Here is a 21,703-nt window from a genome sequence, read left to right on the forward strand (position 1 = left end):
ATAGACGCTAATCTATGTAAACAGTGTGCCTGCGATATTTTATAGGCCTGAACAACGCCCTACATTGCAGTGAAACCGGCGATCTGCCCATAAAAACAACAATTCACTGCATAGGAACAATCATATGTCAGGGTCCCCACAGTCTGCGCACGCCCTCGAGGCGAATAGCGGATTGGCCATCGAAGGCCACTCGATCGATTACATTCCGAAAAACGAACGTCACGCCAAACTCAGCAGCCAGGGGCCTTTCTGGTTTTTGGGCAACTTCCACTTCTTCACCATCTCCATCGGTTTTGTCGGCCCGAGCCTCGGCTTGTCAGCGCTGTGGACGATGCTGGCCGGTGCGCTGGGCATCATGTTCGGCACCATCTTCATGGCGTTTCACGGTTCGCAAGGGCCGGAAATGGGCCTGCCGCAAATGATCCAGTCCCGTGCGCAGTTTGGTTATCGCGGGGTGATCCTGGCGCTGATGGCGACGATGTTTGTGTTCGTCGGCTTCAACGTGGTGAACATCTCGCTGATCATGAACGGCCTGGAGCATGTGTTCGGCATCGACCCGACCATCGTCGCCGTGGCCGTGGTGTTGATCGGCGCGCTGCTGTCGATCTATGGCCATGACCTGATGCACAAAGCCTTCAAGTGGGCGTTGCTGGCCACGTTGCCGCTGTACGCGCTGGTCACCATTGCCTTGATGTTCGGCGCAGGGCAGGAGGGCGTGACCCCGGCGACCGACCTGGGTTTCAGCTGGATTGCCTTTGCCACGTTGTTTGCCATCGGCGCGAGCTACAACATTTCCTACGCGCCGTATGTCTCCGACTATTCCCGCTACCTGCCAAAAAACACCAGCCGGCCGAAACTGATCGCGGCGGTGTTCATCGGTGCCTCGTTGTCCGGCAGCTGGATGATCGGCCTCGGTGCCTGGCTGGCGCAGCAGTTGAAAGCGGCGGATGCGCTGGTCGCGCTGAACCAGGTCGGTTCTTCGATGATTCCAGGCCTGGGCAACGTGTTGGTGATTGTCTCGGTCGCGGGCTTCCTGCCGATCATTGCGCTCAACACTTACAGTGCGATGCTGACGTTGTTGACCGGCGTCGACTCGATCAAAAAAATCACCCCGACCCCTCGCGCACGAGTGCTGTCGATTTCGGTGATCAGCGTCATTCTGTTGACCTGCGTGCTGTCGATCAAAGGTGACGGCATCGCGCTGTTGAACACCTTCCTGGTGTTGCTCCTGTACTTCCTCGTGCCTTGGACCGCGGTCAATCTGGTGGACTACTTTTTCGTGCGCAAGGGCCGCTACGCGATCCCGCATTTCTTCACGCCGAAGGGCATCTACGGCGCCTGGCAATTTCGCGGCATCGTCTCCTACCTGATCGGCTTCGCCGCGATGGTGCCGTTCTTCTACATCTTCGATGCCGCCGCAGGCAAAGAAGTGTTCGTCGGGCCGTTGGCGCGCATGCTCGAGGGCGTGGACATTGCCTGGCTGGTGGGCCTGGTGGTGTCGGGCCTGACGTATTACTTCCTCAGCCGTTCGATCGACCTGGCGTACGAAGGCCGGATCATCGACGCGATTACCGAGAGCGACATTGTCGCCATGGCCCATCAATCCGTGGAGGAGGGGCGTTGAACAGCGCAAAAAATACCGTGGTCGCCTGCTGCCAACTGGCACCGAAAATAGGCGACCTCGCTTTCAATCGCACACTCACCGAACGGGCGATTCGCTCGGCGGCCTATCAGGGTGCGCAGGTGGTGGTGCTGCCGGAACTGGTGCAGAGCGGCTACCTGTTTGCCGACCGCGACGAGGCGTTGTCCTTGTCCGAATCGGTCGACGGGCCAATCGTGCGGCTGTGGATGACGTTGGCGAAGGAACTGAACATCGTCGTGGTCGGCGGTTTCTGCGAGCGGCTGGCCGGTGATCAACTGGCCAACAGCGCCGCGATGATTGATGCCCAGGGGCTGCGCGCTGTGTACCGCAAGGCGCACCTGTGGGATGGCGAGAATGAAATTTTCAGCGCCGGCAATGACGCGCCACCGGTGATAGACACGGTGCATGGACGCATCGGCATGCTGATTTGCTACGACCTGGAATTCCCCGAGTGGGTGCGCCTACCGGCACTGGCCGGCGCCGATCTGCTCTGCGCGCCGGTCAATTGGCCCGATGGACCCCGGCCGTTGACCGAGCGTCCGGCGGAAGTGGTGCGGGTTCAGGCCAATGCGTCGGTGAACCGGATGTTCATTGCCGCGTGTGATCGGCATGGTCATGAACGCGGGGTCGGTTGGGTGCAGGGTTCGGTCATTGTCGATGCCGATGGCTATCCGTTGGCCGGGCCGGCAGAGCAGGGCGGCGAGCAGATTTTGCTGGCGACGTTGAATCTGGCTGAGGCGCGGAACAAACGCATCAGTGCGCGCAATGACTTGCATCGGGATCGGCGGCCACCGTTGTATGGGTTGAGTCGGTCGGTCGAGTAACAGTGGGCATGGGCGGCACGATCAAATGTGGGAGCGGGCTTGCTCGCGAAAGCGGTTTCTCATTCAACATTGATGTTGACTGACCCACCGCCTTCGCGAGCAAGCCCGCTCCCACATTTCGTGTGGGGTTGCCGCAGATATCCGCATCGAACTGGACGCCATCGCTGCGCCTATGGCATGGTCCAAAAAATAATACGCCATGTAGTAGCGACCAGGATCAGGACAATGGAGGACGGTAATGAAATCGGCGCCGAGGCGTCGATGGCCACGCTGAAGGCGTTCAATCAGTGCGTGTTGCACGTGGGGCGTCTTGCTCGGGATCGTGGCGCGTCGCAGTTCATTGCCGACGGCTTGCAGGCCTTCAGCTCATTGGTGCCTTTCACATCGGCGTGGTGGGGCGAAATGTCACCGTCGCCCGTTCAAAGCTGGATGCACGGGCGGATCAACCTGCCCGAATCGTTCGCCGTCGAATGGCACAAAGTCGCCGTCAGCGACCGATTTTCCCAGGAGACCTTGAGTCAGCCGGGGGAAGTCGTGCGCGACAGTGGCTTTACCGACCCTTGCGAGGAAGTGAACGACTTTGCGCGGCGTCACGACCTCTATCACCTGATGTGCATCACCTTCGAATTGCCCGAAAGCGGGTTGGTGTTTTTTGTGTGTTTGTACCGTGGCCAACAGGCATCGGCTTTCAATGAGCGCGAAGCCGGTTTGTTTTCGGCCTTCTGCGATCACCTGTTGCAGCTGTGGCGATTCCAGGTGCAGGACATGATCCGGGTTGATACGGGCAATGCCGCAAGCGACTTCGGGGTCGCGCGCCTGGACGGCAGTTTGCTTTATGTGGGGGCAAGCCTGTGCGCTGCCATTCAGCGAGAGTTGCCTGGGTGGAGCGGTTCGATGCTGCCGCCCGAGGTGGTCGAGCAACTGCAAAAAGCGCCCTGCGTCATACGCCTGGGTCGTTGTGCACTGACCCTGAGTCCCAACGCCGAACATGTGATCCTGTCGCTTGAAACACAGTCCCGTGGGGCCGTGCTTGCACCTCGTGAACGAACCGCAGCGATGCTGTTCGCCGCCGGCCACTCCTACAAGGAAATCGCCAAGATTCTGGTGCTGAGTCCTGCGACCGTGCGCACCTACCTGCGCAACTGCTATTTGCAGCTCGGCGTCAAAAGCAAAGTGGAACTGGGCTCGGCCCTGCGTTCGCCAAACACCACACCCTAAGCCCAAGCGCGCCCCCTGTACCAACCTGCGTCCGGCCCTGTAGGAGCTGTCGAGCCTGCGAGGCTGCGATCGGCTGCGCAGCAGCCGTAAACCCTGAACACGCGGTTTTCCTGACACACCGCTTTGCCTGATTTCACGACTGCTGCGCAGCCGATCGCAGCCTCGCAGGCTCGACAGCTCCTACAGGGGCCGATCGCAGCCGTCGACAGCCGGTATTTGCCTCACCCCTCCTCATTTGCGGAGGTCCGTATTTGCGCTGCGCTCTATATCGTGTGCCCTGCATATCAGGGCTTGCACGGCAGTCTGTTCGGGCCACTTCAAAACTATAAAAACAGAGGTGAGGCAGTTGAAACTTTCCAGGCTATTTATCGCCGTTTCCACCGCAACGGCAGTGTCCTGCGTGGCGCTGGTGGGGTGTCAGACGCACGCGTCGACCGCCGCCGACATGGTGATGCGCAACGGCTATGTGTACACCGTCGACGGCAAGAATTCGGTGCAGCAGGCGATCGCCATCACCGGCGGCAAGATCGTCTATGTGGGCAGCGATGCAGGCGTTGCCTCGTACATTGGCACGCAGACACAGCTGATCGACCTGGCCGGGCGCATGCTGATGCCGGGTTTCATCGATGCGCACATGCACCCGGGCGACGGTGGCCGCGCCATGACCTTGTGCGACCTGAAATACCAGACCATGACCCGCAAGGTGTTCCAGGAATCCATCCAGGCCTGTCTCGATGCCGACAAGGACAAGGGCGACGACGTCTGGCTCGAAGTCGGCAGTTGGGACCGCATGGGCATGACCGGCCTCGACGGCGATCCCGACAAATCCACCCTCGACGCCTTGAAAACCAAGCGGCCGATTCAGGTGCGCTCCACTGACTTCCACACCATACTCACCAACTCTCGCGGCCTCGCGGTCGCCGGCATCAACCAGCACACACCCAACCCCAGTGATGGCAAGTACGCCCGCGACAGCGCCGGCAATCCGACCGGCATCTGCGAAGACGGCGCGGCGGAAACCATGGCGGCCGTGGTGCCGCCCGCGACCGACGCCGAAAAACTCAACCAGACCCGCGCGGCGCTCGACGCCATGCGCCAGCAAGGCATCACCAGTTTCTTCGATGCCTTGTCGGGGCCGGAGAGTGGCAAAGCCTTTACCAGCCTGCAGCAGTCGGGCGAGCTGACCGCGCGGGCGTTGCTGGCGATCAAACTCGATCCGGCCGCCGCGGCTGCCGACCCGGATAAAACCATCGCCGAAGCGAAGGCACTGGCCAACACTTACGATCAGGGCGATGCCAAGGTCGCGCCGGGTGTGAGCATGCGCCACGTCAAATTGTTCATGGACGGCATCATCAACGCGCCGGCCGACACCGGCGCCATGTTGACGCCGTACCTGCACAATGCCGGCACCGAAAAGGCGCCTCACTGGGCGCCAGGCCAGAACAAAGGTGAGCTGTACTTCCCGCCGCAAGTGCTCAATCCGCTGCTGCTCAAAGCTGTGCAGGCCGGCCTCGACCCGCACCTGCATGCCACCGGTGACCGCGCGGTGCGTGACTCGCTGAACGGCATCGAATACGTGCGTCAGCAACTGCCCGGCAATGGCTTCCGCCCAGCCATTACGCACAACGAGTCGGTCGACCCCGCCGACTACCCGCGCTTCAAGGCACTGGACGTGACCGCCAACATGTCCTTCCAGTGGGCGCAGCAGGCGCCGTCCACGGTCGATGGCACCAGCGATCATCTCGGGCCTGCGCGGTTTGCCCGCATGGAACCGTCGGGCAGCATTGCCCGCGCCGGCGGCCGGGTGGCGTATGGCAGCGACTGGCCGGTCGACCCGCTGGATGAATTCCTCGCCCTCAAGGTCGGCGTCACTCGCTCGGGCGATCCGCTGAACCCGCACAGCTATGGCCCCAAGTACGCGGGCAGGCTGAACGCCGACCCGGCGCTGTCACGCTCGGAAGTGCTACGCACCATCACCCTGAACGCCGCCGAGCAGCTGAAACTCGACGCGGTGGTCGGCTCGGTCGAGGTCGGCAAGTTCGCCGACCTGATCGTCCTCGACAAAAACTTCATGCAGGTTCCCGAGCAAGCGTTGGCGCGAAATGAAGTGCTGCTGACGGTGGTGGGCGGCAAGGTCGTGTGGGCCAAGGCACCCTTCATTGGCCTTCAAGCATCCGCCTCCCGTCCAGCCCAATAAAAACAAGAGAGCTTTGTGATGCAGCGATTCATTCCCAACCTGTTGGCCGCCGCCCTGGCGTTTTCCTCCGTGCCCGCCATGGCCGCCGCTGACCTGGTGTTGTTCAACGGCAAAGTGTTCACCGCCGAGCCCGGCCAAGGCCTGGTGCAAGCGGTGGCGGTGCAAGACGGCAAGATTCTCAAAGTGGGCAGCAACGCCGACATCAATGCGCTGGCCGACGCCCAGACGCAACGGATCGATCTGGCCGGCAAAGTGTTGATGTCGGGCATGATCGATAGCCACAGCCACCCAGTGGTGGCCGCGTTCGACAGCATGAGGGCCAACCTGCTGGATGAGGTCAAGCCGCTGCCGGAGCTTGAGCAGTGGATTATCGAGCAGGATCAGGCGGGCCATGCGCGGGCCGGTGACGTGATCAGCATCGCCGGGGCGAGTTCGGCCTACTGGGACAAAAGCCGTGAACTCGGCCAGCGCTTCAATCAGGGCCGCTGGGTGGATCAACCGGTAGTCCTCAGCGGCATTGACGGGCACACCGGCTGGGCCAACAACGCCATGCTCAAGCGCCTGAAGATCGACGCGGCACTGGTCAAAGGTCTGTCGGAGCAGGACCGCAGCTATGTGGGGCACGACAAGGATTTCACCCCCAACGGCTATTTCGCCGAGTCGCGCTGGGACCAGGTGCGCAGCCAGATCCCCGCGCCCAGCGAAGAGGTGATGTTGAAAGCCGCCCGTGAAGCCGTAAAGGTCAACAATCAATACGGTGTCACGGCGTGGATGGACGCGGCGGCGAATGCCGGCAGCGGCGATTCGCTGTTCGATTTCCAGGCCACCGAGCAGAGCTACGGCGTGCTGCCGCTGTACCGCGAACTGGCCGAGAAGGGTGAACTCAGCGCCCACGTCGCGGCGCTGTTACTGACCAACCCGAAAAGCAAACCGGCCGATCTGGAAGTGCTGGCCAAGGTCATGAAGACATTCGAAGGCGTCCCCAACCTGAGCTTTCCCGGGATCAAGGTCTTCGCTGACGGCGTTCTGGAGTTTCCAGGGCAGACCGCCGCCGTCATCGTGCCCTTCAAGAACAGCCATAAAAACGGTCAACTGCTGATCGACCCGGCGCACTTCGGTGAACTGGTGGTAGCGGCGGAGAAGCGCGACTGGATCGTGCACATGCACGCGGTCGGCGATCGCGCGGTGCGTGAGTCGCTCAATGGTTTTGCCTACGCGCGCTCACTCAACCCGACACCCGTGGCTCACAGCATCAGCCACCTGCAACTGGTCAACCCGAAGGAGTTTCCACGTTTCAAGCAGTTGGGCGTGATCGCTTCCATGCAGCTGCTGTGGGCCACCGGCGAGACGTACACCGTCGAACTGGTCAAACCCTATATCAGCGCGTTTGCCTACGGTTACCAGTACCCCGCGAGATCACTGCATAACGCCGGCGCGGTCATCGCCGGTGGCAGCGACTGGCCGGTGTCCAGCCCCAATCCGTGGAACGCCATTGCCCAGGCCAGCACCCGCAAAGGTCCGCTGGGCGTGTTGAATGCCAAGGAAAGCATCGACCGCCAGAGCATGTTTTACGCCTACACCTTGAATGCCGCCAAAGCCCTGCGCCTGGAGCAACAGATCGGCTCGCTGGCACCGGGCAAACAGGCCGACCTGATCATCCTCGACCGCGATGTGTTCAAGGTCAGCGACGACGAACTGTTCGACACCAAAGTCCTGAAAACCTACTTCGCCGGCAAAGAAGTCTACGCGCCCGCGTCCTGACGATTACCCCCGCAGCACCCGAAAAAAATGCCCGGCTCCTCGTACCGCGGGGGGCTCGGCATCGCCATGCCCGACTTTCCCCCCCGCACCTCCATAACAATAAGAGATTGGTATGAACACACGCGCACTCTTCACCCTGGCCACGCTGGTATTGGCGCCTTTGACCACCCAAGCATTACCCCTCAACGACGACTTCAGCCTGGACATGAGCCTGGCGGCGGTCAGCGACTATCGCACTCGCGGCATCTCGCAAACCCTCGGTGATCCGGCGGTTCAGGCCGGTGCCACGCTGGTGCACAGCAGCGGCCTGTACATTGGCGCCTGGACCTCGAATGTCGATTTCGGCGGCGAATTCAAGACCCGCCAGGAGCTTGAGTACTACGCGGGCTACTACTGGCAGGCGACCGACGCGATCAGCCTCGACCTGGGCTACATCAAGTACAGCTATCCAAAAGAAAGCCAGTTCAACCTGAGTGAGGTCTACGCCATTCTTGATGTGTATGGCGTCAAGCTCGGCGCGTATTACTCGAACGATACGCCGAACGTTTTCGGCGAAGACCAGGACACCCTCTACACCTACCTCAGCTACAAAATCGCCTTGCCGGCCGAGCTCGGCCTCGACCTGCGCGTGGGGCGCGGCGATGTGAAGGATCCGGCGTACTGGTCCACCAACGGCGATAACCGCGAGTCGTATTACGAGTGGGAAGCCAGGCTGAGCCGTGATTTCGTGGGCGTGACCTGGGGCCTCAGCTACATCGATACCGACCTGTCGAAAAGCGAATGCGCCGGCTGGTACGGCTATGGCGATCTGTGCACCGCGACCGTGGTCGCCAGTGCCACCAAGACCTTCTAAGCGTTCAAACCCACACAATAAAAATCAGTTCCTCACAGGAAAACAACGCAATGACCCAGGTCAGCGATAGTCCGCAACGCAGTCCCCTGATCGAGACCCGTTCGATCGATTACATTCCCGAGGCCGAGCGTCATGGCAGTCTCTACAGCCAATTCACCCTGTGGCTTGGCGCCAACCTGCAGATCACCGCGATTGTCACCGGGGCGCTGGCCGTGGTATTGGGCGGTGATGTGTTCTGGTCGCTGATTGGCTTGCTGATCGGCCAGGTACTCGGCGGCGCGGTGGTTGCCTTGCATGCGGCGCAAGGGCCGAAGCTTGGCTTGCCGCAGATGATCTCCAGCCGTGTGCAATTCGGGGTGTACGGCGCAGCGATCCCGATTGTGCTGGTGTGCCTGATGTACCTCGGCTTCAGCGCCACCGGCGCGGTCCTGTCGGGGCAGGCGATTGCGCAGTTGATCCAGGTCAGCGACAGCATCGGCATCCTGATTTTTGCTGCCTGCATCGCGTTCCTGACAATCTTCGGTTATCGAGTGATTCACCTGGTGGGAAGGGTGGCCAGCGTGTTGGGGATCATTGCCTTCGCGTATCTGTTTACCCGTTTGATGACCCTCAACGACATCGGCCTGTTGCTGGAAAATCGCCATTTCGGCTGGAGCACGTTCCTGCTGGCGGTGTCGTTGTCCGCGTCCTGGCAGATCGCCTTTGGTCCTTACGTCGCCGACTACTCACGCTACTTGCCGAGCAAGACCTCGTCGTGGAAAACCTTCACCGCCGTTGGCCTCGGCACGGTGCTGGGCGCCCAGGCGTCGATGGTGCTCGGGGTGTTCGCCGCTGCGCTGGCGGGGGCGAATTTTCGCGGTCATGAAGTGGCGACGATTGTCGGCTTGGGCAGTACCGGCGTGATGGCCTCGTTGCTGTACTTGAGTGTGGTGTTCGGCAAGGTCACGGTGTCTACCCTCAATGCCTATGGCAGCTTCATGTGCGTGGCCACGATCATCAGCGGCTTCCGCAGTCGTCTGGAAATAACCGCCAGGCAGCGCATGCTGTTTGTGCTGCTGATTGTCGCGGCATCGACCACGCTGGCGCTGCTGGGGCAGTACTCGTTTTTGAACAGCTTCAAGTACTTCATCCTGTTCCTGCTGACGTTCTTCACGCCGTGGAGCGCGATCAACCTGGTGGATTACTACTTCATCAACAAGGAACGCTACGACATCCCGGCACTGTCCGATCCGGCCGGTCGATACGGTCGCTGGAACGTGCTGGGGATCAGCGTGTATGTCATCGGCGTATTGATCCAGTTGCCTTTTGTCGACACGCACTTCTACTCCGGGCCGATGGTCGCGCAGCTTGGCGGCGTGGATATTTCCTGGATCGTCGGGTTGGTGGTGCCGGGCATTCTCTATTTCTGCCTGGCGAGGAATTCCGCGCTTGCGGTGTCGGTTGAGCGGGGTTCAAAGACTTGAGTTAAAACGCAGGAGTCGATGCCTGAAACGTCGGGTCGCTTCGCTGAAGCGACCCGTGCGGACTCAGTCGATGCAGGCGTACACCACCAGTTCCACAAGCATTTCCTCCCTGGCCAGGCCGGCCACCACCAGTGCCGCGCGGTTCGGGTAGGGCGGCTTGAAGTACTCGGTGTACAGCTCATTCACGGTGGCCAGGTAGCTGCGATCGGTGACGTAGATCATCACTTGCGTGACCGCATCGAGCGAGCTGCCGGCGGCCTCCAGGGTATGGCGCAAGTTGTCCAGGGTCTGCCGGGTTTGCGCAACGATGCCGCCCGTGACGACCTGGCCCTCACGGTTGATGGGGATCTGCGCGGTGTACAGCGTGCCGTTGCCGACAACGGCCCACTCCAGTGGGGCGCGAGAGGAGAAGAGGTCGGTCTTGATGGCGTAGTTCATCGATGAATTCCTGATGCATGTTTGATGTTTTTTATCGGGCGTCGCTGCTTTCACCGGCACCGCGGCGCCGCGATTCTTCCGTGCTTTCCACCAATACCTGTTCACCTAATTTCTTGAGCATGGCCCAGACGCCATCATCGACCTCCAGGCCGCCGGCGAGCCGCTGGTGTGCGGCATTGGCGAGCGTTTGCTGATCCAGTTCCAGACTGGGCGCAACGTCTTGCCCACTCAGGCGTGGCAGCAAATTGAAGTGTCGGGAGATCAACACGTTGATGCTTTGCTCGTCGCTCTGGGCAGGTTGTTGCAGGTCGTACACGCGCAACGACGGGCTGCTGTGTCCGTCCCCGAGCGTGGCGACCAGTTCCTGGCGCGCATCGCGCCAATAGACGCAAAAGTTCAGCCCTTGATCGGCACATCGCGCCAGATAGCCGAGCAACAGAATGCGGTTGTGGCAATGGCGGATACGGATCAGTGCGCTGCCGCCGCGTAAAGCCTTGCTGATGCCCAGTTCGACGGCTTGAGCGGCGCAGCGCAACACGCTTTGGCCGTGAGCATCGAGGGTCAACTGGGCGGCATCTTCGTAGCAGGTATCAAAGGGCCGATCGACTTCATCGTGGAGGTAGACCAGGCTTTTTTTCAGGGCGCCGATGCCATCGAGGCCCTGCACTTGCAGCCACGCGATCATGTCGGCGGCGTCGTCGCAGTCTCCCGGCGCAAAGCCGATGCCTTCAAAGGCTTTGCGGCAGACGACCTGAATTTCATTCAGCGAAACACGCATATCAGTGTTCTCCGGCAGCAGTGGCCAGTTCAGGCATCACGGCAAAATTCCAGTCATCGTCGAAAGGCTGACCGATCTCGCTGACCAGTGGCGCCCCCTGAAACAACGTGATGCGCACCCAGCGGCTGGACTTGGGATCGAACTTGCCGGCACCGAAGAACGCCAGCTTGCAGCGCAGCAAGTCGATCGGCAGCATGTTGCGATCCATCAGGTTGGCGCGGATTTCGCCGTAGGCGCAGCGGGCCATGCCCTGCAAGCGACAGACCGTGCCTTTGAAATGCGGCTGGGCGAGCAGGAAGTGCGCGGTCAGTTGTTGTGGATGCTGTTCCAGGTAGGCGAGCAGCGCGTTGTGGCAGCGTTGAATGTTTTGCGCGATACCCAGCTGCATTTCCTTCTCGGCGCCAGGCTCCAGTGCCCGCTCGCCCAGGCGCGGTTCTTCCTTTTCAGCCGAGCGATACCAGAAAAAATGGTTAGCCTCATGGCTGCCAAGGTTGTAGTCGAGTGCCCAGCGGTACTGGCGTTCGATCAATTCGCGCAGCTCGCTCAATGGCATGTCGGCATTGAGGCGAAACCCTTCCTTGATCGCCATCTGTTCGGCCAAGGGGTCGACCTGTTCGGGGTACAGCTCCAATAACAGGCTGACCAGCAATTCCTGGCAACCCTTGCCGCAGTGCGTTTCGGTCCATGCCTGCAAGCGCAACCACAACCCGGTATCGGCCGGCTGACGGACACACCACTCGGCCAGTTGCCCCAGATCGGCCAGGGTTTGTTGATCGATCGTGCTCTGGCGTTTGTCCTCGGTGGTGGTTTCTTGCAGGTGTCGGCGAGCGCGCTCCAGCAGCGAGCGAAAGCGTTGAACGCGCGGCACGTCGGCCGGTTGCGCGATCACCCGCGACAGGCCGGTTTCCCGGGCCCATATCCATTGATTGACCAGTTGTGGGTGATTGACCAGGAACGGTGCCATGCCCAGTCCCGTGGAGTTGCCAATCCCCAGATAGCGTTGCAGGCCGATGTCCAGCCCGACAGCGCGTCGCGGATTGCGCGCTCGGGCCATGTGTTCGATCTGCTCGATGCTGAAGTGCCGCAGCAGGTAGACGGTAAACATCTGGGCACTGAACGGTTGAGTGAAATCCGCGTTGCCTTGCAAGCAACTGTAGTCGGCAATGCCGAACTTGCCGTTGCCATAGACGGCCGTGGTGCGATACAGATAGCCCACCTCGGCGAGCTGCCGAGGGTCCGGCTGGCAGCCCTCGGCCAATGCCCCGAGGAAACGTTCGAAGTTGCGAAGACTGCGGTTGGCGCGCGAGAGCACCAGCACGCGGGCGTCGAAGCGCCCGGCTTCCTGCAACGGTACATTACGACGCAAATCCGCCAACTGTTGCGCGTCGACATCACCGGCGAGCAAGACGAAGCTGACGTCCCACTGATCGGCGATGACCCGGTCGCTGCGCTTTTCCGCGGGCAGGAACATCGAAAAAATCACGCAGTGATAGTGAGCGTTGGGCGTATCGATTCGATAAATAGCCGTGCCATAGCCCTCGGTATCCAGGTCGAAGCCAATGCGCTGGATGCGCCATTGCTCGTTCATCATCCGGCGCATGCTGCTGCGCACAAAACTCAAGCGACTCTGAAAATGGTTGCCCAGGCGATCCAGATCCATGACCTGTGCGGCGGGCCGCAGGTCCGGTTGTGAGGCTGCTTCGGCGTCGGGGTACGACATGATTGCGCTTCCTGAGTTGTTCATCATCAGACGGCCTGTTCACGCGCCATGTGCCGGGCGATCCGCAGTGCATCCCAGAGCGAGGGCAGGATCAACAGCGACACCGGGACTGCGGTGATCACGATAAAGGATTGCAGCGCGGTCACACCGCCCGAACCAATGGTGATCAGCACGACCGCGGCAAGCCCCATGCCGATGGCCCAAAACGCTCTCAGCCATTTTTTCGGTTTGTCATTGCTCGACATGGCCATCGCGACAGTGAAGGCCATGGCATCGCCATTGGTGGCAACCGAGATGAAGCTCAAAAACAGAAACAGCGCGGAGACCAGCCCACCCAGCGGCAGGTTCTGAGTGACCCCCAGCAGCAGGGCTTCGGGTTGCGCGCCGTTGGCGGTGACGATCCCGGGCGTTTGCAATTCCAGGCCGATGCCGGTCCCGCCGACCACGGTGAACCAGAACATGGTCACGATGGGTGCGATGATCGACAGCGTCATGATGACTTCGCGGATGGTCCGTCCACGGGAGATCTTTGCCACGTACAGCGCCACCATCGGCGCATAACCAATGAACCAGCCCCAGTAGAAGACCGTCCACCAGTCCAGCCACTTTGGATCGGCACGAAACAGTGTCATCGGAATGAACTGTTCCAGGTGCAAGGCGAACGCCGACGGGAAACCGCCCAGGATAAAGGCGGTCGGGCCAAACACCACCATGAACACCGCGAGGCCGATCATCAGCCAAACGTTGATCTCGCTGACGAAGCGAATGCCCTTGAGGCCCACCAGGCAGGAGGTCGTGTATAGCACCGTGACCAGGATAATGGTGATGGATTGAACCACCAGGTCGTTCGGAATGCCCCACACCGAATGCAGCGCACTGCTGATTTGCAGGCCGAGGAAACCGATCGGACCGATGGTGCCGGCCACCACGGCGATGATGGACGTGGCATCGGCCAGCGTGCCGATCGGGCCGTTCAGCGCACGCTTGCCGAGCAGTGGATACAGCAGGGTCCGAGGCGCCAGCGGCAAGCCTTTGTCGTAGTGCAAATGCATCAACACAATGGACAGCAAACTGCCCAGCACCGCCCAGGCGAGGAAGCCCCAATGCACGAACGATTGAGCCAGCGCGGCGTGTGCAGCGGCTTCGGTGTGGGGTTGCACCCCGGCGAACAAGGGCGGCGGGCTGGCGAAGTGCATCATCGGTTCTGCGGCTGCCCAGAACGCGCCGCCGCCGGCGAGCAGGGCGCACATGATCACGGCGATCCAGTTGAAGGTGCTGGTGTCAGGGCGTTGGTCGACACCGCCAAGCCGCACGCGCCCGCATTTGCTGAAGCAGATAAACAGGCTCACCGCGAAGGTCAGCAGCATCAGTATTTGCCAGTACAGGCCAAAGAATTTCGTCGACCAGGCGAACAGCGTGTTCACCAGGCTCGACATGCCGTCGATGTCCACCAGGGCTGCAATCAGGAAGGCGCCGAGGAAGCCGCCACTGATCAGAAACAGCGGCCAGTCGATGTCTTTTCTGGAGGCGACAAGACCCAGTGGCGGGGTCTCGGCTTGCAATGAGGTGGTTGTTTTCATGATGCCTCCAAAATACGCGCTTGAGGCTGTCCGTCGCCGGTTGGGGAGATGAACGGGACGCTATTGTTGTTGTTGTTTTTCATGCTGTCCTCACGGTTGCTATCAGGCGTCAGGTTTGTGGGGTCGTAGCGGTTTCCAGCAGGCGCAGCCAGTTCAGACCCATGATGTTTCGCACCTCGTGTTCGTTGAAGCCGCGAGCCTGCAGGCCACGGGCGATGACGGGGAAATCGCGGCTGTCGCGGAACCATTGCAACGGCGCCGGCCAGTTGGCGTTGTCGGCCGAGCCTTCGCCGTAATCCTTGTCCTTGCTCCAGCGCCCGTTACGCATCCACTCGAGTACGCCCAGCGGTTGCTGCTGGCACAAGTCGGTGCCGATGCCGATGTGCTCGACACCCATCAGGTCCGCGGTGTTGGCGACCATGTCGCAGAACGACTCGAGGGTGCAGCCCGACGCACCCTTGAGGTGGAAGGGGTACGTGCTGAAACCGAGCAGGCCGCCGGACTCGGCGATGCCGCGCAGGACCGCGTCGGACTTGTTGCGCTTGGCGACGTGGAAACTCGACGGGTTGGCATGGGAGACAATCACCGGCCGGCTCGACAGTTCGATGGCTTCCAGGGTGCTGCGCTCGGCGCTGTGGGACATGTCGATCAACATGCCGACGCGGTTCATCTCACTGATCACCTGGCGGCCGAAACGGCTGATGCCGTTGTCTTCGCGCTCGTAGCAACCGCTGGCCAGAAGGCTTTGGTTGTTATAGGTGAGTTGCATGACCAGCACCCCGAGCTGGCGGAATATCTCCACCAGGCTGATGTCGTCTTCGATGGGGGAGCAATTCTGGAATCCGAAGAAAATCGCGACGCGGCCTTCCTGATGCGCCCGACGAATATCCGCCGCCTCGCGCACCGGTCTGATCAGCTCGGGCCAGGTTTCGAAACGCCGATTCCACTCGCCGATCCGCGACAGGGTTTCCCGGGCATTTTCGTGGTACGCAAGGGTGGCGTGGACGGCGCTCAGGCCTCCGGCCTGCATCTGGCGAAAGATCTCCTCGCTCCAGTTGGAATACTGCAGGCCATCGATCATCAATAAGTCGTTCATGCTGATCTCCGATTCAGGGGCGCACATAAGTGGTCTTGACCACGGTGTAGAAGTCGCGGGCGTATTGCCCTTGTTCGCGGGGACCGAAGCTTGAGTTTTTGCGCCCGCCAAACGGCACGTGGTAATCGGTGCCGGCGGTGGGCAGGTTGACCATCACGCAGCCGGTGCGGGCGCGGCGCTTGAAATCGCTGGCATGGCGCAACGACTGGGTGATGATGCCGGCGGTGAGGCCGTATTCGGTGTCGTTGAGCACGGCGAGGGCTTGTTCGTAGTCGGCGACCCGAATCACGCAGGCAATCGGACCGAACACTTCTTCGCGGTTGATGCGCATGTCGTTGTGGCTATTAATGAACAGCGCCGGACGCATGTAGTGCCCGGCAGGTTCCAGTGCCAGCCGCTCACCGCCCTCGATCAGCGTCGCGCCTTCTTCGATGGCCAACTGCAAGTACTGAACGTTCTGCTCAAGTTGACGGGCTTCAGCCACCGGACCGATTTGCACGCCGTGTTCCAACGCGTGGCCGACCTTCAACTGGCGCATGCGCGCCGTCAGTGCGGCGACAAAGCGGTCGTGAATGCCGTCACAAACGATCAGGCGCGAGGAGGCCGTGCATTTTTGCCCGGTGCCGAAAAAGGCACCGTTCAGCGCACATTCGACGGCGATGTCGAGATCGGCGTCATCGAGCACCACCAGCGCATTTTTGCTGCCCATTTCGAGCTGGCAGCGCACCAGATTAGTGGCAGTGGCCACCGCTACGCGACGCCCGGTCTGCAGCGAACCGGTGAAAGTCAGCGCATCGATATCGGCCGACTGGATCAGGCTTTCGCCGACGACACTGCCGCTGCCCATGACCAGGTTGAAGGTGCCTGCCGGCAGGGCCTGGCGGCTGATGATCTCGGTCAGCGCCCAGGCGCTGGCCGGCACCAGATTGGCCGGTTTGAACACCACCGCGTTGCCAAAGGCCAGAGCCGGGGCAATCTTCCAGGCAGCGGTGGCCATCGGGAAATTCCACGGGGTGATGATGCCGACGACGCCGACGGGTTCGCGCTGGACTTCAATCTCGATGCCCGGGCGCACCGACGCAGCGGTCTCTCCCAACTGGCGCAGCACTTCGGCGGCGTAGTAATGGAAGAACTGCGCGGAGCGATTGACTTCGCCGATCCCCTCGGCGAGGGGTTTGCCTTCTTCACGGGAGAGCAGGTGGCCCAATTCGTCCTTGCGAGCCATCAGCTCATTGCCGATGGCCATCAACACCTGTTGGCGTTGTTCCAGGCCAGTCGCCGCCCAAAGTGGCTGCGCCTCACGCGCGGCGGCAATGGCCGCCCGGGTTTGCTCGGCACTGGCCTGGTGGTAGTGACCGATCAGGTCTTGAACGTCCGAAGGGCTGTGGTTGGCGATAACGCCTTGGCCTTCGCACCAATCTCCAGCCAGGTAATTTTTATAGGGTTGGTCTGTCATGGGAACCTCCGATTGCGTGGTTCCCATCTTGCGAGTATTAATCTGCAAATAAAAATTAATAAAAAAAATGAAATGATAAGGAAAACTTACCGTGTTGCCTGAGCTGAAGATCACTCAACTTCGTTACTTCGTGCTGGTCGCGCAGCTGAAAAGCTTCCACGGAGCGGCCAAACAGGCCTATCGCACCCAACCTGCGCTGTCGCTGGCCGTTCGAGAGCTTGAGCAGAAACTCGGCCAGGCGCTGTTCGAGAAAGGAGGGAAAACCGAGCTGACACCGTTTGGCGAACACTGTCTGCCGCTGTTCCAGGACCTGCTTGCCCATCACGACCGGATTGCCCGCGAGGTGAGCCTGCTGGCCCGGCATGAAATCGGGCAGGTGAGCATCGCCACCGTGCCGTCGGTGGCCAGCCGGTTGTTGCCACACTTGCTCGCGCGCTTTGTTGGTGAGCACCCGAAAGTGCAGATCAGTATTCAGGACGGTAACGCCGACAGCGTGCAGCAGTTATTGGCCCAAGGGCAGGTGGACTTCTGCATCAGCAGCGTCTGGATGCCGGATGAGAACATTGATTTCCTGCCGATCCTGAGTGACCAGGTGGGTGTGGTGTGCCGACGCGATCACCCGCTGGTGGCGGCCGGCGGGGCATTGCACTGGTCCAGCCTGCAAGCTTATCCACTGGTGCGCAACGGCACTTCGCGATTGCTCGAAGGCACCGACGCCGCAGAATTGCTGGACAGCAGTTTGCTGTTTGTCTCCAACATGATTTCTTTGATAGCGATGCTCGAAGAGGGCATCGGAATCACGACGCTGCCTTCGCTGGCGTTTCCGCAGGGCAATGAACAACTGGTGTTCCTGCCCCTGTCGGAACCCAAGGTGGAGCGCCAGATAGGTATCTTGTGCAGAAAAGGACGCAGCCTGTCACCCGCTGCGACGGAGCTGATGAATTTCCTCAGGACGAACATGCAACTCAAGGACGCGAGCGACACGGGGGCGTGAGCACGGTGATTCAACGTTCGGGGAGGTGCCAGCTTTCGCGCAGTTGTTCGTATTGCTCCTCGGGCAGTTGAATCAGCAACGGGGATTGGCGCGGGTCGAGCCAACTGAACAGCCGGGTGATGTCCGCTTGATCCATGGCGGTGCAGCCAAGCGTCGGGGACGTGGGGCTGCGCCAGATGTGCAAGAAGATGCACGAGCCTGAAGCGGGAGAGGCCGGGATGTTGTGTTCGACGACGATGCCTTTTCGATACAGCTCATCCATGCTGCGCATGTGTTCTGAGCTGTTCCAGTCCTTCGCTGTGGTCGCTCCGTCGACCAGCTCGTTGTAGCGTTGGGACTGGCTGTCATCCACGCATTCGACGGTAGGTGTCAGTGCAAGGTAGGGCAGTTTGGTGTCGGCCGAATTGTCGTAACCGAACGCCGTTCCCAGTGTGAAGATTCCGGCCGGTGCCTTGCCATCGCCTTCACGTTTCACCGGGCCTTCGCGTTGATCAACCTGGGTCAGACCCTTGCCCCAGGCCAGTCCGCTTTTGCCCAGGACTACCGGAAACGGCGCTTGGTATTTTTCAAAGCGGTTGCCCTGGCGGACATAGCGCTGGGCGGTTCCTTGGGTGTCCGTCCAGTTTTTGCTGGTGACCACGATCAATTGGTTACTGCTGTCGAGAACGCCGTTGGACGCCAGCGGGGTGATGGGGAAATCCATGACGTTCGTCAACGTCTCGTCGCGGGTGTAGGTGAAGTGCCACCACTCCTTTGAGTACCCGACAAAGCCTTGTTTTTCCATGGCACTGGTGAGTATCTGGCGATTTTTCCGGGCGGCCGCGTTGATCGTCGGGTTGTCGGTGTGCGCCGGTTCATCGAAGCAATCGAAGCCTGTGCCCATATCGAGCGCGCCGTCGTGCCAGCGCTGGCCGTAAGGTGCGGTGCAATCGACAGGCTTGGCGGACGGTGTCCAGGTGTCGGCGGGCAGGGCGTGCGGACCGGTCAATGTCAGGTCGACGGTGCCGCCCTTGGAGTGATTGGAAACCCGTGCCACATACCCCAGACGCCAGAAGTCTTTCTTGTCCAGACGCGGATAGAACTCGCCCTTCAGCGGGTCACCCGGTTCGATCGCGAAATGTCCCATGTCCGCAACGGCACGGCTGGGGCGATAGCAATCAAATACCTTCAAACCGTAGCCTTCGCTGCGCAATGCCGTTTGTACCCGAGCAAGGGCCTTGGCTGCCTCCTGCGACAACAGGCATTCCGGCGCCGCGTAACCGTCGAGTGGGTGCCCGGTGAAGTTGTGGGGGCCGGCATAGCGGATGTCTTGCTCGATGCTCGGATCAACCGTGCGCACATACACCATGTGCGCAGGCCTTGGCTCGGCGCTGGCGAGGTACGGCACGATCAGGCTCAGGTAGAGGAGTTTGCACAGCAGGCGCATGCGAGGCTTCCAGAAAAGGCGAATGCCTCATCATGGCTTCAAACCCGCTTCGCTGCCATGCAGTTGTTGATCGGCATGGCAGGACGCGGCCTGTAGCAGCTGTCGAGCCTGCGAGGCTGCGTTCGGCTGCGCAGCAGTCGTAAAACTGAGTGCTGGGTTTTAATGACACACCGCATCGTCTGATTTCACGACTGCTTCGCAGCCGAACGCAGCCTCGCAGGCTCGACAGCTGCTACAGAACTCAATAGTCCTCCTGCTACAAATCAGTCGCGGTAGACGGGGAAGTCAGAGCACATCGCTGCCGCCTGGCGGGCGACGTTCGCCTCGACATCGGCATCGCCGAGGTGATCGAGGATGTCGCAGATCCAGCCTGCCAACTCGATGCTCTGGGCTTCCTTGAAACCACGGCTGGTGATCGCCGGCGTGCCGATGCGCAGGCCGGAGGTCACGAACGGCGATTGCGGGTCGTTGGGTACGGCATTCTTGTTGACGGTGATGCCGGCACGGCCGAGGGCAGCGTCGGCGTCTTTGCCGGTCAGGCCCTGGCGGATCAGGCTGACCAGGAACAGGTGGTTATCAGTGCCGCCGGACACCACGTCGTAGCCGCGCTCGATAAAGACGTTGGCCATCGCCTGGGCGTTGCGGATGACTTGCGCCTGATAGGACTTGAAGGCCGGCTCCAGCGCTTCCTTGAAGCACACGGCTTTGGCCGCGATCACGTGCATCAGCGGGCCACCCTGGCCACCGGGGAACACCGCGGCGTTGAGCTTTTTCTCCAGTTCCGGATTGGCCTTGGCCAGGATCAGGCCACCGCGCGGGCCACGCAGGGTTTTGTGAGTCGTGGTGGTGACCACGTCGGCGAACGGGATCGGGTTCGGGTACAAACCGGTCGCCACCAGCCCGGCGACGTGGGCCATATCCACAAAAAGGTAAGCGCCAACCTTGTCAGCGATCTGACGAAAACGTGGGAAATCCAGAGTCTTCGAGTAGGCGGAGAATCCGGCGATGATCATCTTCGGTTGGTGCTCGACCGCGAGGCGTTCAACTTCGTCGTAATCGATCAAGCCGGTCGTGGTGTCGATGCCGTATTGCACGGCGTTGTAGAGCTTGCCGGAAAAGCTGACTTTGGCCCCGTGGGTCAGGTGGCCGCCGTGGGCCAGGCTCATGCCCAGCACGGTGTCGCCAGCCTGCAGCAAGGCCAGATAAACCGCCGCGTTGGCCTGGCTGCCGGAGTGTGGCTGGACGTTGGCGTAGTCGGCGCCGAACAGTTGCCTGGCGCGATCGATGGCCAGTTGCTCGACCACATCAACGTGTTCGCAGCCGCCGTAATAACGCTTGCCCGGATAGCCTTCGGCGTACTTGTTGGTCAGGCCGCTGCCTTGCGCTTCCATCACCCGTTGGCTGGTGTAGTTTTCCGAAGCGATCAGCTCGATGTGGTGCTCTTGCCGCGCATCTTCGGCGTTGATCGCCGCCAGCAGTTCGTCGTCGTAGCCTTTGATCTGGTCGTGTTGGCTGAACATGGTGAAGTCCTCTCTATGAACTGATATTTACCTGTAGGAGCGAGGCTTGCCCGCGAAGAGGTCATAACGGCCGCTAAAAGCTTCGCGGGCAAGCCTCGCTCCTACAGGGGTTTGTGGTGTTGTCAGGCGTAGTCGGCGATTGAGGGGCAGGCGCAGATCAGGTTGCGATCACCGAACACGTTGTCGACGCGGCCCACGGGTGGCCAGTATTTGGCGTCAATCAAGCTCTGCAAGGGGTAAACAGCCTGCTCACGGCTGTACGGATGCGTCCACTCGCCGACGATTTCCGCCGCCGTGTGCGGGGCGTTTTTCAGTGGGTTGTCGTCCTTGTCCAGCGTGCCGTTTTCCACCGCGCGGATTTCTTCGCGGATGCGGATCATGGCGTCGCAGAAGCGGTCGAGTTCTTCCTTCGATTCACTTTCGGTCGGCTCGATCATCAGCGTGCCGGCCACCGGGAACGACATGGTCGGGGCGTGGAAACCGAAGTCGATCAAGCGCTTGGCGACGTCATCGACGCTGATGCCGCTGCTGTCTTTCAGTGGGCGCAAATCGAGGATGCATTCGTGCGCCACCAGGCCGTTGCTGCCGGTGTAGAGCACCGGGTAGTGCTCTTCGAGGCGACGGGAAATGTAGTTGGCGTTGAGGATCGCCAGTTGCGAAGCGCGCTTCAAACCGGCGCCGCCCATCATGCGAATGTACATCCAGGTGATCGGCAAAATGCTTGCGCTGCCGAACGG

General features: G+C 60.9%; 16 protein-coding genes and 1 pseudogene. 8 read left to right on the forward strand and 9 right to left on the reverse strand.

Annotated elements, in window-relative coordinates:
* The first annotated feature begins 124 nt into the window (after positions 1-124).
* From ACIPL2_RS30795 to ACIPL2_RS30825, 7 genes are all read left to right on the forward strand, one after another.
* Positions 125-1,624 carry a purine-cytosine permease family protein gene (locus ACIPL2_RS30795; RefSeq protein WP_401363329.1) on the forward strand — a complete coding sequence of 500 codons (1,500 nt, stop codon included), beginning with the start codon at positions 125-127 and terminating at the stop codon, positions 1,622-1,624.
* A complete protein-coding gene (locus ACIPL2_RS30800) occupies positions 1,621-2,466 on the forward strand; it encodes a nitrilase family protein (protein ID WP_401363332.1) in 846 nt (281 codons plus the stop codon). Before ACIPL2_RS30795 ends, ACIPL2_RS30800 begins: the two co-directional genes overlap by 4 nt.
* A gap of 225 nt (positions 2,467-2,691) precedes the next feature.
* Positions 2,692-3,684 (forward strand): helix-turn-helix transcriptional regulator, encoded by a 993-nt coding sequence (locus ACIPL2_RS30805; protein WP_401363335.1) that lies wholly within the window; start codon positions 2,692-2,694, stop codon positions 3,682-3,684.
* A 346-nt stretch (positions 3,685-4,030) separates the two neighbouring features.
* Entirely contained in the window at positions 4,031-5,881 is a 1,851-nt protein-coding gene (locus tag ACIPL2_RS30810; RefSeq protein ID WP_401363338.1) for an amidohydrolase, read from the forward strand.
* Between the two features lie 18 nt (positions 5,882-5,899).
* Positions 5,900-7,642, forward strand: a complete 1,743-nt coding sequence (locus ACIPL2_RS30815) for an amidohydrolase (protein WP_401363341.1) — start codon at positions 5,900-5,902, stop codon at positions 7,640-7,642.
* A 112-nt stretch (positions 7,643-7,754) separates the two neighbouring features.
* Positions 7,755-8,495, forward strand: coding sequence for a TorF family putative porin (locus ACIPL2_RS30820; RefSeq protein ID WP_401363344.1), 741 nt, complete (start codon positions 7,755-7,757; stop codon positions 8,493-8,495).
* Positions 8,496-8,545: 50 nt separating this feature from the next.
* On the forward strand, positions 8,546-9,958 hold the full coding sequence (locus ACIPL2_RS30825; RefSeq protein WP_401363347.1) for a purine-cytosine permease family protein: 1,413 nt from the start codon (positions 8,546-8,548) through the stop codon (positions 9,956-9,958).
* 63 nt (positions 9,959-10,021) lie between these two features.
* On the opposite strand, the gene ACIPL2_RS30830 is transcribed toward ACIPL2_RS30825, so the two are convergent.
* From ACIPL2_RS30830 to ACIPL2_RS30855, 6 genes are all read right to left on the reverse strand, one after another.
* Entirely contained in the window at positions 10,022-10,396 is a 375-nt protein-coding gene (locus ACIPL2_RS30830; protein ID WP_401363349.1) for a RidA family protein, read from the reverse strand.
* A 31-nt stretch (positions 10,397-10,427) separates the two neighbouring features.
* Positions 10,428-11,174 (reverse strand): DUF3726 domain-containing protein, encoded by a 747-nt coding sequence (locus ACIPL2_RS30835; protein ID WP_401363352.1) that lies wholly within the window; start codon positions 11,172-11,174, stop codon positions 10,428-10,430.
* Position 11,175: 1 nt separating this feature from the next.
* Complete coding sequence (locus tag ACIPL2_RS30840; RefSeq protein WP_401363355.1) at positions 11,176-12,894, reverse strand: hypothetical protein; 1,719 nt, start codon at positions 12,892-12,894, stop codon at positions 11,176-11,178.
* A gap of 26 nt (positions 12,895-12,920) precedes the next feature.
* Positions 12,921-14,474, reverse strand: a complete 1,554-nt coding sequence (locus tag ACIPL2_RS30845) for a BCCT family transporter (protein ID WP_401363358.1) — start codon at positions 14,472-14,474, stop codon at positions 12,921-12,923.
* A gap of 109 nt (positions 14,475-14,583) precedes the next feature.
* The gene (locus tag ACIPL2_RS30850) at positions 14,584-15,570 is read right to left on the reverse strand and encodes a dipeptidase (protein ID WP_401363361.1); all 987 of its coding nucleotides are present in this window, start codon (positions 15,568-15,570) and stop codon (positions 14,584-14,586) included.
* 13 nt (positions 15,571-15,583) lie between these two features.
* Positions 15,584-17,026 (reverse strand): aldehyde dehydrogenase family protein, encoded by a 1,443-nt coding sequence (locus ACIPL2_RS30855; protein WP_401363364.1) that lies wholly within the window; start codon positions 17,024-17,026, stop codon positions 15,584-15,586.
* 91 nt (positions 17,027-17,117) lie between these two features.
* Here ACIPL2_RS30855 and ACIPL2_RS30860 point away from each other — a divergent pair, with 91 nt between their 5' ends.
* Complete coding sequence (locus ACIPL2_RS30860; protein WP_401363367.1) at positions 17,118-18,020, forward strand: LysR family transcriptional regulator; 903 nt, start codon at positions 17,118-17,120, stop codon at positions 18,018-18,020.
* Positions 18,021-18,030: 10 nt separating this feature from the next.
* Here ACIPL2_RS30860 and ACIPL2_RS30865 read toward each other — a convergent pair whose 3' ends face one another.
* The 3 genes and pseudogenes from ACIPL2_RS30865 to ACIPL2_RS30875 form a co-directional block, all read right to left on the reverse strand.
* Positions 18,031-19,446, reverse strand: coding sequence for a M15 family metallopeptidase (locus ACIPL2_RS30865; protein WP_401363370.1), 1,416 nt, complete (start codon positions 19,444-19,446; stop codon positions 18,031-18,033).
* 263 nt (positions 19,447-19,709) lie between these two features.
* On the reverse strand, positions 19,710-20,966 hold the full coding sequence (gene glyA, locus ACIPL2_RS30870) for a serine hydroxymethyltransferase (protein ID WP_401363372.1): 1,257 nt from the start codon (positions 20,964-20,966) through the stop codon (positions 19,710-19,712).
* A 122-nt stretch (positions 20,967-21,088) separates the two neighbouring features.
* Positions 21,089-21,703 (reverse strand): annotated as a pseudogene (locus ACIPL2_RS30875) (glycine dehydrogenase (aminomethyl-transferring)); the annotation flags it as partial.

This window comes from Pseudomonas sp. NPDC086251, assembly GCF_044746405.1.
Classification (GTDB): Bacteria; Pseudomonadota; Gammaproteobacteria; order Pseudomonadales; family Pseudomonadaceae; genus Aquipseudomonas.